This window comes from Brevundimonas mediterranea, assembly GCF_014196125.1.
Classification (GTDB): domain Bacteria; phylum Pseudomonadota; class Alphaproteobacteria; order Caulobacterales; family Caulobacteraceae; genus Brevundimonas; species Brevundimonas mediterranea.
In genome coordinates this window covers 583,028-596,199 of sequence record NZ_JACIDA010000002.1, presented here as the reverse complement: position 1 = coordinate 596,199, position 13,172 = coordinate 583,028, and the positions used below count along the sequence as shown (strand labels likewise).

12 protein-coding genes are annotated in these 13,172 nt (G+C 69.1%); 8 read left to right on the top strand and 4 right to left on the bottom strand.

Translation table 11 applies throughout. From position 1 onward, the window contains the following. Positions 1-102: 102 nt before the first annotated feature. The 6 genes from typA (at position 103) to GGR11_RS11680 (ending at position 8,729) form a co-directional block, all read left to right on the top strand. A complete protein-coding gene (gene typA, locus GGR11_RS11705) occupies positions 103-1,935 on the top strand; it encodes a translational GTPase TypA (protein ID WP_183197195.1) in 1,833 nt (610 codons plus the stop codon). Positions 1,936-1,981: 46 nt separating this feature from the next. After that, complete coding sequence (glnD, locus tag GGR11_RS11700; RefSeq protein WP_183197193.1) at positions 1,982-4,684, top strand: [protein-PII] uridylyltransferase; 2,703 nt, start codon at positions 1,982-1,984, stop codon at positions 4,682-4,684. A gap of 35 nt (positions 4,685-4,719) precedes the next feature. Then, positions 4,720-6,315, top strand: a complete 1,596-nt coding sequence (gene murJ / locus GGR11_RS11695; RefSeq protein ID WP_183197191.1) for a murein biosynthesis integral membrane protein MurJ — start codon at positions 4,720-4,722, stop codon at positions 6,313-6,315. Positions 6,316-6,438: 123 nt separating this feature from the next. After that, positions 6,439-7,479 carry a tryptophan--tRNA ligase gene (gene trpS / locus GGR11_RS11690; protein ID WP_183197189.1) on the top strand — a complete coding sequence of 347 codons (1,041 nt, stop codon included), beginning with the start codon at positions 6,439-6,441 and terminating at the stop codon, positions 7,477-7,479. A gap of 75 nt (positions 7,480-7,554) precedes the next feature. Next, positions 7,555-8,250, top strand: coding sequence for a GNAT family N-acetyltransferase (locus GGR11_RS11685; RefSeq protein ID WP_183197187.1), 696 nt, complete (start codon positions 7,555-7,557; stop codon positions 8,248-8,250). Between the two features lie 14 nt (positions 8,251-8,264). Then, the gene (locus tag GGR11_RS11680; RefSeq protein ID WP_183197185.1) at positions 8,265-8,729 is read left to right on the top strand and encodes an OsmC family protein; all 465 of its coding nucleotides are present in this window, start codon (positions 8,265-8,267) and stop codon (positions 8,727-8,729) included. A gap of 20 nt (positions 8,730-8,749) precedes the next feature. Here GGR11_RS11680 and GGR11_RS11675 read toward each other — a convergent pair whose 3' ends face one another. The 3 genes from GGR11_RS11675 to GGR11_RS11665 are packed head-to-tail and all read right to left on the bottom strand — an operon-like array spanning position 8,750 to position 10,966. Next, entirely contained in the window at positions 8,750-9,703 is a 954-nt protein-coding gene (locus tag GGR11_RS11675) for an NAD(P)/FAD-dependent oxidoreductase (protein WP_246331778.1), read from the bottom strand. Beyond that, complete coding sequence (locus GGR11_RS11670) at positions 9,681-10,160, bottom strand: Rrf2 family transcriptional regulator (RefSeq protein WP_183197183.1); 480 nt, start codon at positions 10,158-10,160, stop codon at positions 9,681-9,683. Before GGR11_RS11670 ends, GGR11_RS11675 begins: the two co-directional genes overlap by 23 nt. Positions 10,161-10,216: 56 nt before the next feature. Then, on the bottom strand, positions 10,217-10,966 hold the full coding sequence (locus tag GGR11_RS11665; protein ID WP_183197181.1) for a dienelactone hydrolase family protein: 750 nt from the start codon (positions 10,964-10,966) through the stop codon (positions 10,217-10,219). A gap of 107 nt (positions 10,967-11,073) precedes the next feature. On the opposite strand from GGR11_RS11665, the gene GGR11_RS11660 reads away from it, so the two are divergent. After that, entirely contained in the window at positions 11,074-11,712 is a 639-nt protein-coding gene (locus tag GGR11_RS11660) for a PadR family transcriptional regulator (RefSeq protein ID WP_183197179.1), read from the top strand. Next, complete coding sequence (locus tag GGR11_RS11655; RefSeq protein WP_183197177.1) at positions 11,709-12,518, top strand: siderophore-interacting protein; 810 nt, start codon at positions 11,709-11,711, stop codon at positions 12,516-12,518. Before GGR11_RS11660 ends, GGR11_RS11655 begins: the two co-directional genes overlap by 4 nt. On the opposite strand, the gene GGR11_RS11650 is transcribed toward GGR11_RS11655, so the two are convergent. Further along, positions 12,505-13,134 carry an alpha-ketoglutarate-dependent dioxygenase AlkB gene (locus GGR11_RS11650; RefSeq protein ID WP_183197175.1) on the bottom strand — a complete coding sequence of 210 codons (630 nt, stop codon included), beginning with the start codon at positions 13,132-13,134 and terminating at the stop codon, positions 12,505-12,507. The two genes, GGR11_RS11655 and GGR11_RS11650, sit on opposite strands and share 14 nt — an antisense overlap. Between the last annotated feature and the right edge of the window lie 38 nt (positions 13,135-13,172).

Below are 13,172 nucleotides of genomic sequence, written 5' to 3'. Positions count from 1 at the left end.
GGTCTTTCCGTCCACATGCCTGTAAGAGGCGCGCGCTCCCTGCATGCCTTTTCATGACCAGCGGCCGCCTGCATCCCGGCCGCGCCTTTTCGCGATTATCAAATGAACCTGCGCAACGTCGCCATCATCGCCCACGTCGACCACGGGAAGACGACCCTGGTGGACCAACTACTGGCCCAGTCCGGCGTCTTCCGAGCCAATGAGGCGACGACAGAGCGCGCCATGGACTCCAATGACCAGGAGAAGGAACGCGGCATCACCATCCTGGCCAAGTGCACTTCGGTGCTCTGGAACGGCAAGGCCGGCGAAACCCGCATCAACATCATCGACACCCCCGGCCACGCTGACTTCGGCGGCGAAGTCGAGCGGATCCTGGGCATGGTGGACGGCTGCGTCATCCTGGTGGACGCCGAAGAGGGCGTCATGCCCCAGACCAAGTTCGTCCTGACCAAGGCCCTAAAGATGGGCCTGCGCCCGATCCTGTGCATCAACAAGGTCGACCGCGCCCACGCCGATCCGGACCGCGTCCACAACGAGACCTTCGACCTGTTCGCCGCCATCGGCGCGACGGACGAGCAACTGGACTTCCCCCACATCTACGCCTCGGGCCGCAACGGCTGGGCGACGATGGATCTGAACCAGCCCAACGACAACCTGGCCCCGCTGTTCGACCTGATCGTCGACCACGTCCCGCCGCCCAAGGTTCAAGAAAATAAAGACAAGCCGTTCCAGATGCTGAACGTGCTGATCGAGTCCGACCCCTTCCTGGGCCGGATTCTGACCGGCCGCATCGAGAGCGGCAAGGCGATCCCCGGCATGGCGATCCACGCCCTGGACCGCGAAGGCAAGGAAATCGAACGCGGCCGGATCACCAAGGTCCTGGCCTTCCGCGGCCTGAAGCGTACGGCTCTGGACGAGGGTTCGGAAGCGGGCGACATCGTCGCCATCGCCGGCATGTCCAAGGCGACCGTGGCCGACACCCTGTGCGCCATGGAAGTCGTCGACGCCCTGCCGGCTCAACCCATCGATCCGCCCACCATCTCCATGACCGTCTCGGTCAACGACAGCCCGCTGGCCGGCCGCGAAGGCGACAAGGTTCAGTCGCGCGTCATCCGCGACCGTCTGCTGAAGGAAGCCGAAGCCAACGTCGCCATCCGCGTCACCACCACCGAAGGCGGCGACGCCTACGAAGTGGCCGGCCGTGGCGAACTCCAGCTGGGCGTTCTGATCGAAAACATGCGCCGCGAAGGCTTCGAGGTCTCGATCTCGCGTCCGCGCGTGGTCTTCCAGGAAGGCCCCAACGGCGAGAAGATGGAGCCCATCGAAGACGTCATGATCGACGTCGACGACGAATTCTCGGGCATCGTCATCGAGAAGCTGTCGGCCCGTAAGGCCGAAATGACCGACATGGGGCCGTCGGGCGCCGGCAAGACCCGCATCAGCCTGAAATGCCCGTCACGCTCGCTGATCGGCTATCAGGGCGAGTTCCTGACCGACACGCGCGGTTCGGGCGTGCTGAACCGGGTCTTCAGCCACTACGAAGAATACAAGGGCGCGATCGCCGGTCGTCTGAAGGGCGTGCTGATCTCGAACTCGGACGGCGACACGGCGGCCTTCGCCCTGTGGAACCTGGAAGATCGCGGCGTCATGTTCGTCGGCGCCGGCGAGAAGACCTATCAGGGCATGATCATCGGCGAGAACGCGCGCTGGGACGACCTGGACGTCAACCCGATCAAGGGCAAGCAACTGACCAACGTCCGCGCCTCCGGCAAGGACGAGGCCGTGCGCCTGACACCGCCGCGCCAGATGTCGCTGGAACAGGCCATCGCCTATATCGACGACGACGAGCTGGTCGAGGTGACGCCGAAGTCCATCCGTCTGCGCAAGCAGACGCTGAACCCGTCGTTCCGCAAGAAGCGCGTTCGCCCCGAGTAATATCCTCCACTGACGCGAAGGGGGATGCGGCCTATAGGTGGCTGGCATGACCGCTTCGCCCAGTCTGGATGACCGCCTTGACGAGGCCGCCCGCGCGGGAGATCCGCGCGCGGCGGTCGCGTCCGTTCTGAGGGACAGCTACGACGCCGCCCGCGCCCGCGCCGAACGCAAACTGGACGGGGGGCTGAACGGGCGCGAGGTCGCCCGCCTGTACGCCACGGCCGCCGACGACATGCTGGCGGCCCTGTGGCGGGTGGCGACCCAGACCCTTCATCCCGTATCGCCTGTGGAGTGCGAACGCCTGTCGCTGGTGGCGGTGGGCGGTTACGGCCGCGGCGTCCTGGCGCCCTATTCCGACCTGGACCTGCTGTTCCTGCGGCCCGGCAAGCCGACGCCGCGCGGCGAGCGGGTGATCGAGTTCATCCTCTATGTCCTGTGGGATCTGGGGGCGAAGGTGGGGCCTTCGGTGCGGTCGGTCGAAGACTGTCTGGCCCTGTCGCGCACCGACATGACGGTGCGCACCGCCTTGCTGGAAGCCCGGCCGCTGGCCGGGGACGCCCGACTTTCGGACCTGATGATCGGCCGCTTCCGCGACATGGTGGCCAAGTCCGACCCCCGCCCCTTCATCGCCGCCAAACTGGAGGAGCGCGCCCTCCGTCACCAGAAGGCGGGCGTGACCCGCTACAAGGTCGAGCCCAACGTCAAGGACGGCAAGGGAGGGCTGCGCGACCTGAACACCCTGTACTGGATCGCCCGCTCCCTGGCGCCGGAAAGCCGGCTGGGCGCGACGGTGATGGACGAGATGTTCACCCCGCGCGAACGCCGCACCTCGGATGAGGCGTTCGATTTTCTGTGGCGGGTGCGGATCCATCTGCATCTGGTCGCGGGGCGGGCCGAGGAGAAGCTGACTTTCGACATGCAGCCCGAGGTGGCCCGGCGGATGGGGTGGCGCGGGCGTGGCGACGAGCCGGCGGTGGAACGGTTCATGCGCCGCTATTTCCTGGTCGCCCGCGACGTCGGCGCCCTGACCCGCGCCATGTCGGCCAAGCTGGAGGCCCGCCACCAGAAGCCCACCCAGGGCCTGTCGCGCCTGATGACCCCGTTCCGGCCCAACCGCCGCAAGCTGGAGGTCGAGGGCTTCTGGGTCGATCAGGGGCGTCTGTCGGTCGAGGGGCCCGAGGTCTTCACCGCCGATCCGGTCAAGCTTCTGACCCTGTTCGTCTGCGCCGACCGCCACGACCTGGACCTGCACCCCGACGCCTTCTCGGCCGTCAGCCGGAGCCTGTCGCTGGTGACGCCCAGGCTGCGTCGTGATCCGGAGGCGACGCGCGCCTTCCTGAACGTCCTGACGCACGGACAGCGGCCCTATCGCACCCTGACCATCATGAACGAGACGGGCCTGCTGGGCCGGTTCCTGCCCGAATGGGGGCGGATCGTCGGCCAGACCCAGTTCAACATGTACCACGCCTATACGGTGGACGAGCACACGCTCCAGGCCATCGGCATCATCAACGACATCGCGCGCGGCAAGCTGAAGGCCGACCATCCGATGGCGACCGAGATCGTGCATCTGATCTCGGACATGGAGGCTCTGATGCTGGGCATGCTGCTGCACGACGTCGGCAAGGGCGGCGAGCGGGGGCAGCTGGAGGACGGAGCCATCGCCGCGCGCCGGGCCTGCGAACGCCTGGGCGTCGATCCGCGCCGCATCGAACTGGTGGTCTGGCTGGTGCGCAGCCACCTGGCCCTGTCGGACTACGCCCAGAAGCGCGACCTGTCCGATCCGGCCACGATCCGCGCCTTCGCCGAACTGGTCGGCGATCCCGAGCGGCTGCGCATGCTGCTGGTCCTGACCGTGGCCGACATCCGCGCCGTGGGGCCGGGGGTCTGGAACGGCTGGAAGGGGCAGTTGATGCGCACCCTCTACGACCAGGTCGCCGCGCTGTTCCGGGGCGAGGACGTGGCGCGCGAGGATCCGCTGGCGGCGCATCCGGCCCTGGTGCAGCGGGCCCGCCAGACCGGCGCCGCCGCCCAGGCCGCGCCCCTGACCCCGGTCGAGGGCCTGCCGGTCCAGGCTACCGAGATCTCCATCGCCGCCACAGACCGGCCCGGCCTGTTCGCCGACCTGGCCCAGACCATGGCCGCCCTGGGCGCCGACGTCACTGACGCCCGGGTGGCGACGACCAGCGAGGGCGTGGTCCTGGACGTCTTCCGGGTTCAGGACGGGGCGGGCCTGCCTTACGGCCAGGCCGAACCGCGCCGGCTCAAGGCCCTGGTGGAAGCCCTGGAGAAGGCCGCCCGCGGCGAGGGCCGCATCAGCAAGGCGCCCGCCCCCGCCGGCAACGCCAGAAAGGCCGCCTTCGAGGTCCGGCCCGTGGTCATGGTCGATCACCACGCCAGCGAGGCCGCCACCGTGGTCGAGGTCTCGGGCGCCGACCGGCCCGGCCTGCTGGCCGCCCTGTCGCGGGTCTTCAGCGACGAGGGGCTGAACATCCGCTCGGCCCATGTCGCCAGCTATGGCGAACGGGCGGTGGACAGTTTCTATGTGGTCGATCGCAAGGGGCGCAAGATCACGTCCGAACAGCGGATCGCCGAACTGCGCACTGCCCTGGAGGCCGTGCTGGACAGCCGCGCCCCGGCCCCCGAGGGCCGCAAGGTCGCCTCGGCCCGCGCCAGCGCGCGCGACGTCTCGGACCTGGGCCGCCGGACCCGCGCCAAGGCCATATCGCCGCCCCAGGAAGCGCGCTAAGCGTCACCCCTCCCAGTCTTTCGCCACCGGTCCGCATGAGCCTCGCCCGCAACACCCTGGTTCAGTCCAGCCTGACCCTGGGCAGCCGCATTTTGGGATTCGTCCGTGACATGGCGCTGGCGGCGCGCTTCGGCCAGGGGCCGATGATGGACGCCTTCACCACGGCGCTCATGTTGCCCAATATGTTCCGTCGCCTGTTCGCCGAGGGCGCCTTCGCCCAGGCCTTCGTGCCGGTCTACGGCGGCGTCCGGGCGCGCCAGGGCGAAGAGGCAGCCGCCGTCACCGCGTCCGAAGCGCTCAGCTTCATGCTGGCGGTGGTCGCCGGCTTCTGCATCCTGCTTCAGGTCGTGATGCCCTGGATCATGCCCTGGCTGCTGTCGGCCTATCAGGGCCAGCCCGAGGTGCTGCGCGCCGCCGTGATCGCCACTCAGCTGGCCATGCCCTATCTGGCCTGCATGACCGTGGCCTCGCTGCTGTCGGGCGTGCTGAACACCGGCGGGCGGTTCGCTTTGTCGGCCGCTGTGCCGGTGTTTTTGAACCTATGCACCCTGGCCGCCCTGATTCCACCGATGATCCTGCCCGTCCCGCAGGAGACGGTGCTGCTGATGGTGACGGCTGCGGTGACGGTGTCAGGCGTCATTCAGGCCGGTCTCTTGTGGTGGGGCGTGCGGCGGCTGGGCGTGAAGCTAAAGATCGGCCTGCCCCGGATCACGCCCAATGTCCGACACACCCTAGCCCTGGCCGTGCCAGGCGCTCTGGCCGGCGGCGCCTTGCAAATCAACTCCCTGGTGTCGCAGTTCCTGACCGGATCGGACGAGGGCGCGCGGTCGGTGCTGTATAACGCGGACCGGCTATATCAGCTTCCCTTGGGTCTGGTCGGGGTCGCCATCGGCCTGGCCCTGGTGCCGCGCCTGACGAAGGCCTTCGTTGATGGCGATCACGTGGGCGGGCAGAAGACGTTGGACGACGGGATCAACCTGGCCATGGCCTTCACCCTGCCGGCCGCCGTGGCCCTGTTTGTCATCCCCTTCTTCATCATCGACGCCACGGTGACGCGCGGCGCCTTCACCAGCGCCGACGCCGCCCGCACCGCCGACGTGCTGCGCCAGTTCGCCTGGGGCGTGCCGGCCTTCGTCCTGGCCAAGGTCCTGACCCCGCCCTTCTTCGCGCGCCAGGACACGCGCCGGCCGATGATCTTCGCGGTCGTCAGCGTGGTCATCACCGTCATCCTGGGCTCGGGCCTGTTCTTCTGGTTCAGCGCCCAGGGCTGGGACGGGGTGCTGGGTCTGGCCATCGCCACCAGCGTCTCGGCCTGGGTCAATGTGGGCCTGCTGGCCGGGGTCCTGATCCGCGAGAACAGCTGGCGGCCGTCACCGGCCTTTCTCTCGCGCATCGCCCGCGTCCTGGCCGCCAGCGCGGTCATGGCCGGCCTGCTGCTGCTCGCCGGGATCAACTATGGACTGCTCAGCCAGGTGCTGCTGGCCAAGGAGATCGCCATCCTGGCGGTCTGCGGCCTGGGCGCGGGCATCTATGGCGCCTGTCTTTTGGCCTTCCGCGCCGTCACCCTGGCCGAACTGCAGGCGACCCTGCGGCGCGAGCCCGGCGGTTCGGCCGTCTCGGGTCTGGACTGAACCCCGTCGAGGCGATAAGCGCGAGCCATGATCCTTTCGGGCCTGATCTCCACCTGGCGATGGCGCGGCTGAACCGCCGCATCCTTCGCCACGCCTGACCCTGCCTTTTCGAGACCCGAATCCATGACCGACCAAACTCCCCCGGCCCTCTACACCGGCCCGCGCCGCATCCTGTCCGGCATCCAGGCCTCCGGCGCGCTTCACCTGGGCAACTATCTCGGCGCCCTGAAGCGGTTCGTCGAACTGCAGGACCAGGGCGCGCCCGTCTTCGTCTTCGTCGCCGACATGCACGCCATCACCGTCTGGCAGGAGCCGGACAAGCTGGCCGCCCAGACGCGCGAGATCGCCGCCGCCTATCTGGCCTCGGGCCTGGATCCGGCCAAGTCGATCATCTTCCCGCAGTCCGCCGTGCGCGCCCATGCCGAACTGGCCTGGATCTTCAACTGCGTCGCCCGCCTGGGCTGGCTGGACCGGATGACCCAGTTCAAGGAGAAGTCGGGCAAACACAAGGAACGGGCCTCGGTCGGCCTCTACACCTATCCGGTGCTCCAGGCCGCCGACATCCTGCTGTACAAGGCGACCGAGGTGCCGGTCGGCGAGGACCAGAAACAGCATCTGGAACTGACCCGCGACATCGCCGCCAAGTTCAACAACGACTTCGGCGTCCCCGGCTATTTCCCCGTGCCCGAGCCCATCATCCAGGGGCCGGCGACGCGCGTCATGTCGCTGCGTGACGGGGCGGCCAAGATGTCCAAGTCAGACCCGTCCGACAACAGCCGCATCAACCTGACCGACGACGCCGACACGATCGCGTCCAAGATCCGCAAGGCCAAGACCGATCCCGAGCCCCTGCCGGAAACCCTGGACGGACTGAACGACCGGCCCGAGGCCAAGAACCTGGTGGCCATCTACGCGGCCCTGGCCGGGCTGACGCGCGAACAGGTGATCGAACAGTTCGGCGGCCAGGGCTTCGGCGCCTTCAAGCCGGCCCTCGCGGACCTAGCGGTGGCCTCACTGGCGCCGGTCACGGCCGAGATGCGCCGCCTGATGGACGACCCAGCCGAGATCGACCGCGTGCTGAAGGACGGCGCCGAACGCGCCGCGGCCGTCGCCGACCCGGTGGTGGACGAGGTCAAGAAGATCGTCGGCTTCTGGAGGGGGTAGGGCGCTGGCGGTTTTCGGACGCGGCGTCGCGGCGACCGGTTCCGCCCCCGCGCCGTCGGGGTTAGAAGCCCGACCATGAATCATCCCCTTGATCGCGCCGTCTGGAACGCCCTGACCACCCGTCTGTCGTCGTTCACGACGCCGGAGTCCGACACGCGCGCCGTGCGCATCGATCCCGAGGTCGGGGTTTTCCTGTCGGCCGCCGACGCCTCTCGCGAAAGCCGGGCCCGCCTGACAGAACTTGCCCGCCTGCACCCGGGCGCGAGCCTGGTCGAGCACGCCGACGGACCGATGGCCGACGTCCTGCCGGACGGAATCGCCGTGGATCGTCGCATCGGTCTGGTGCAGATGACCTGTGTCGCGCTGACGCCGGGCAAGGCGCCGGTGATCGCCTTCGAGACCCTGACCCCGGCCGACGCTCCGGCCATGCTGGCCCTGGCCACCCTGACCCGGCCCGGTCCCTTCCGCTCAAGAACGCGCGAACTCGGCCCCTTCATCGGAGTGAAACAGGACGGCCAACTGGTCGCCATGGCCGGGCGCCGTCTGCGCCTGGACGGCTTCACCGAACTGAGCGGGGTGTGCACCCACCCCGACCACCGCGGGCGCGGCTATGCGGCCGCCCTGTCGCGGGCGGTGGTGGGCCAGATCCACGCCTCGGGCGAAGCCGCCTTCCTCCACGCCTTCGCCGACCATGAGGCGACCATCGCCTTTTACCGCTCGCTGGGCTTCGAGGTTCGGGCGCCGATGGTCTATACGATCCTGGCCGACTGACAGGGGAGACCACCATGGGCGTGTACGAAGCCAAGATCGCCTGGAGCCGGGGCGACCAGCCCTTCCTCGACAAGCGCTACAGCCGCGCCCATTCCTGGACCTTCGACGGCGGCGCGGTGGTGCCGGGGTCGTCGGCCCCGGTCAGCGTGCCCGTGCCGATGTCCGACCCGGCCGCGGTTGATCCGGAAGAGGCGATGATCGCCTCCCTGTCCAGCTGCCACATGCTGTGGTTCCTGGCCTTCGCCGCCAACGCCGGCCTGGTGGTCGACACCTATGTCGACGAGGCTTCGGGCAAGATGGGCAAGGACGAAAACGGCAAGAGCTATCTCGCCGAGGTCACCCTGCGCCCCTTCACCAGTTTCACCGGCCGCGAACCGGACCAGACCGAGATCGACGCCCTGCACCACCAGGCCCACGACCACTGCGAAATGGCCCACTCGGTCCGCGCGACCATCACGGTCGAGGCGACGATCGGCTAGGTCCGGTCAGGCGGCTGAGGCTAGGCGGGGGCCGTCTCTTCCTCGACCAACGAGCGGAACAGGCCGTGGGCGGCGACCATGCCGTCCGAGGTGGCCAGGGTGATGTTGGACGCGGCTCGCGCCAGGTCGCCGGCGGCGAACACGCCCGGCTGGGTCGTCGCCTGCATGGCGTCCACCTTGATCACCCGGCCCATCGGGGTGTCGGTCATCTCGCAGCCCAGCCGCTCGGCGAAGGGGCTGGCGACGCGGACGCTGGCGCCGACGAAGATGGCTTTCAGCTCCACGAAGCGGCCGTCAGTCAGGCGGGCCCCGGTCAGCGTCGGGGCCTCGCCCTCCAGCCGGGCGATGGGCGTGGTCTCTATGGTGACGCCGCGCCGGTACAGCAGATGGGCGTCCTCCGGCGACAGCCCGACCTCCAGCCCCATGAACAGGGTGACCTGGCCCCACTCCGCCACGGTGGCGGCGTACTGGACCGCATGGTCGCCGCGCCCGAGCACGCCGATGGAACCGCCGCCAATCTCATAGCCGTGGCACCAGGGGCAGTGCAGGGCCGTGCGGCCCCAGCGTTCCTTGACGCCTGGAATATCGGGCAGGACGTCCTCGACCCCATGCGACAGCAGAAGGCGGCGGCCGCGCGTGCGCGTGCCGTCGGCGAAGGCGACCGAGAAGCCGCCGTCGATCCGCTCGATCGCGACCGCCTCGGCCATGCGGAAGGCGGCGGTGGGATAGGCGGCGACCTGGGACCGGGCGGCGGCGGCGATCTCGGCGCCGGGCTTGCCGTCGTTGGTCAGGACGCCATGGGCGCGGGCGGCGAAGCGGTTGCGCGGCTTGCCGTCGTCGATGACCAGCACCCGGCGACGGGCCCGGACCAACTGCTGGGCGGCGGACAGGCCGGCGTAGGAACCGCCGATGATCAGGGCGTCGTGCGGCATGGGTTCAGAGTCTCGGGGTTCAGGACGGGTGGCGGTGGGCATGGAGCAAATCCCTCTTCGGGTGGTCGGCCATCCGGCGCGCGAAGTCCGCCGCCAGATCGGCCAAGGTGATTTCGTTCAGTCGCGCGACCAGCAGGGCGCGGGCGGCGGCGTAGGTCCCGGCCAATGCGTCGTTGACCGCCGCCTCGACCAGACAGCCGTCGGCCTCGACCGGCGGGGCTTCGGGAAACAGGCCGGGTTCGCCCAGGGCCATGTTGACCTGGCCCAGGGTCACCTGGTCCAGCGGCAGGGCCAGCCGCCAGCCGCCGCCATGCCCCTTTTCCGAGGCCACCAGCCCCTGCTCGCGCAGGCCGGCCATGGTCCGGCGCACCACGACCGGATTGGTCGACAGGCAGACGGCCAGCTGGTCCGAGGTCATGGGCGCGCCGGTCCGCGCCTCATGCTCGGCCATGTGCAGCAGGGCGTGGAGGATGTTCGAGAGGCGGGAATCCCTTTTCATGTAACTTCAATTGTTACGTGACGTGCCCTGCGTCAAGGCGCCGACCGGAATTCTTTTCAGACGTTGGGCGCGACGTCGGTCAGGAAGGCGCGGAAGCGGCGCAGGGAGTCCTCGGTCAGGTCCGGGTCGTGACGCATCGGGCCGTTGTTGGTCGGTTCGTCGAAGGCGTGGGTGCCGGCGGCGACCCAGCTTTCGACCTCGGCGCCGCAATTGCGGATCATGGCGTTGACCTGTTCGGCGTTGCGCACCGTGGTCAGGTGGTCGCGCTTGCAGGTGACGGCCAGCACCTTGGGACAGTGCCGCCACGGCTTCATCCGATTGAAGGCGAACGGGCCGATATAGGGATAGGCCAGCCAGACGGCCCGGACGCCCGACAGGTCGGCCGCGCCGGGATCGGCGACTCCCAGGGTGTTCGGCGCGGGGTCGGCGCTCATCATCTCCATGATCGACCAGCCGCCGTGGCTCCATCCGGCCAGGGTCAGCCGGGTCGCATCCACGTCCGGCCGGGCGGAAATCCCCTGGATGGCCGCCAGCACGTCGCCGCCCCGTTCGTATCCCCGGAAGGCCAGGCCGGTGCAGACCGCCGTGAGGGTGAAGGCCCGGCCCCAGCCGCGCGGGCCGTAGGAATCGACGATGAAGGCCCGCCAGCCCGCCGCCTTCGCCGCCTCGGCGTAGCGGGGCAGGTGATCGCGCAGACCGCCGCAGCCGTGGAACAGCAGCACCGCCGGCCTGGGCCGGTCGTCGTCGGGGCCGACAACCGTGAGATGGGGTTCGAGGCGGGCCCAGCGGCGCTTCAGGTCGTCCATCCCCGATTTACGCCGCAGCTTGCGCCTGAACGCCAGCCCCCTTGCGCATTTCGTTATTCAGATATATCTAATCGCTTGTGAACAGATATATCGAAAAGGAATCGATCATGAGGTCCAAGGGGATCTTTCAAGGCCGCCGCGACGGATGCGGCGAAAAACACGGCCGCCACGGCGGCTTCGGCCATGGGTTTGGTCATGCGTTCGGGCGCGGGATGCGCGGCGGACGCGGCGCCGGCTTCGGGCCGGGCTGGGAAGGCGGCGAGGGGCGTGGCCATGGCCGACGCGGCGGCGGCGCGCGCTTGTTCGACCACGGCACATTGCGCTGGGTCCTGCTGTCACTGATCGCGGAGAAACCCAGCCACGGCTACGAACTGATCAAGGCGGTCGAGACGAAACTGGGCGGCGCCTATTCGCCCAGCCCCGGCGTCATCTACCCCAGCCTGACCCTGCTGGAGGAGATGGGTGCGCTGGAGTCCGAGGCCCAGGGCGGCAAGAAACTGTACTCCATCACCGAGGCCGGCCGCGCCTTGCTGGCCGAGAACGCCGAGGTCCTGCGCGCCGCCGAGGCGACCATGGACAAGTTCGCCTCCCGCGCCCTGCGGCCGACCGCTATTCAAGACGCCATCGGCCGTCTGCGCCACACGATCCACGGCCGCCTGACGGACGAGACCGCTTTGACCGAGGCCCAGGTCCAGGCCATCGCCGCCATTCTGGCCGAGGCCGCCGACAAGGTGGAACAGGCATGACCGACACCCTGCGCATCCCTCGCCGCGTGCGGCACGAACTGAAGTTCCGCATCTTGAGCGTCGCCTCGGTCGAGGACCTGACGCCGACCTATCGCCGTATCCTGCTGGAGGGTGCGGATCTGGACGGCTTCGTCTCCCTGGGCTTCGACGACCATGTGAAGATCTTCCCGGTCGCCGAGGGTCAGGCGCCGGTCCTGCCGACCCCGGGCCCCGACGGCCCGGTCTTTCCCGATCCCCGTCCCGTGGCGCGCGACTACACCCCCCGCGCCTATGACGCCGCCGCCCGCCGCCTGACGCTGGATTTTGTCGTCGGCCACGGCGGTCCGGCGACCGAATGGGCCATGGCGGCCAGGGTCGGCTCGGTCCTCGGCGTCGGCGGTCCGCGCGGCTCCTTCATCGTGCCCACTGCCTTCGCCGACCATGTCCTGATCGGCGACGAAACGGCCCTGCCCGCCATCGCCCGTCGTCTGGAGGAACTGCCCGCCGGCGTCCGCGCCCATGTGGTGGTCGAGGTCTCGGACGTAGATTCGACATGGACCTTCGACAGCGCCGCCCAGGTTGCCGTGACCTGGGCCGTCCGCGACGGCGCCCCACGCGGCCGAGCCGACTTCCTTCTTGCCGCGCTCGACACAGCCCTGACCGGGGTTAGCCCGCAAGACGCCTATGTCTGGATCGCCGCCGAATCCGCTGTGGCCAAGGCTCTGCGGACGCGCGTGCTGGCTCTCGGCTTTTCGGCCAAGTCGATGAAGGCGGCCGGCTACTGGCGGCTGGGCGGCGCGGGCGCCCACGAGGTCATCGAGGACTGATCCCCGCCACGCGCAGCGTCAGGTTCAGCCGCCCGCCGCCGGGGATCAGGCGCGACGAGCCCTCCAGCACGCGGTCGATCCCGTGCCGGGCCAGCCGCGCCGGTCCCGTCAGGGCGCAGACGTCGCCGCTGTCCAGTCGCAGCGTCGTGGTGCGCCCGCCCTGAGCGGCGCCGATGCGGAACATGGCCGCATCGCCCAGCGACACCGACAGGACCGGCGCGCCCAGATCGGCCTCGTCCTTGTCCTGGTGCAGGCCCATCTTGGCCCCCTCACGGTACAGATTGACCAGACAGGCGTCCGGCCGCCGGGGTTCGCCGACCGTCGCGTCCCAAAGGTCCAGCAACACCGGCGGAATATCCGGCCAGGCCCGCCCCGTCTCCGGATGCGTCGGCTGATAGCGATAGCCGACCGGGTCCGAGACCCAGCCCAGCGGCCCGAAATTGCTCATCTGCACCGAAAACGGCCGCCCGCCCGGCGTCTGCGGCCGGTAAAAGGGCCCCGCTTCCAGCCGCGCGAACACCGCATCGACCAGATCAGTCTGGGCCTGGGCGTCCAGGGCGCCGGGCCAAAGGCGGAAGCCTTCGACGGCGGTTTTGACCTCTAAAATCGCGGACATGGCCCCATCCTGAGCGAAAACCGGTTCCGCCGCATCGC

What these genes read in the sequence shown, in the direction of transcription:
- typA (WP_183197195.1), top strand. Translation starts at nt 103, where the DNA reads ATGAACCTGCGCAACGTCGCCATCATCGCCCACGTCGACCACGGGAAG.
- glnD (WP_183197193.1), top strand. Translation starts at nt 1,982, where the DNA reads ATGACCGCTTCGCCCAGTCTGGATGACCGCCTTGACGAGGCCGCCCGC.
- murJ (WP_183197191.1), top strand. Translation starts at nt 4,720, where the DNA reads ATGAGCCTCGCCCGCAACACCCTGGTTCAGTCCAGCCTGACCCTGGGC.
- trpS (WP_183197189.1), top strand. Translation starts at nt 6,439, where the DNA reads ATGACCGACCAAACTCCCCCGGCCCTCTACACCGGCCCGCGCCGCATC.
- GGR11_RS11685 (WP_183197187.1), top strand. Translation starts at nt 7,555, where the DNA reads ATGAATCATCCCCTTGATCGCGCCGTCTGGAACGCCCTGACCACCCGT.
- GGR11_RS11680 (WP_183197185.1), top strand. Translation starts at nt 8,265, where the DNA reads ATGGGCGTGTACGAAGCCAAGATCGCCTGGAGCCGGGGCGACCAGCCC.
- GGR11_RS11675 (WP_246331778.1), bottom strand. Translation starts at nt 9,703, where the DNA reads ATGCCCACCGCCACCCGTCCTGAACCCCGAGACTCTGAACCCATGCCG.
- GGR11_RS11670 (WP_183197183.1), bottom strand. Translation starts at nt 10,160, where the DNA reads ATGAAAAGGGATTCCCGCCTCTCGAACATCCTCCACGCCCTGCTGCAC.
- GGR11_RS11665 (WP_183197181.1), bottom strand. Translation starts at nt 10,966, where the DNA reads ATGGACGACCTGAAGCGCCGCTGGGCCCGCCTCGAACCCCATCTCACG.
- GGR11_RS11660 (WP_183197179.1), top strand. Translation starts at nt 11,074, where the DNA reads ATGAGGTCCAAGGGGATCTTTCAAGGCCGCCGCGACGGATGCGGCGAA.
- GGR11_RS11655 (WP_183197177.1), top strand. Translation starts at nt 11,709, where the DNA reads ATGACCGACACCCTGCGCATCCCTCGCCGCGTGCGGCACGAACTGAAG.
- GGR11_RS11650 (WP_183197175.1), bottom strand. Translation starts at nt 13,134, where the DNA reads ATGTCCGCGATTTTAGAGGTCAAAACCGCCGTCGAAGGCTTCCGCCTT.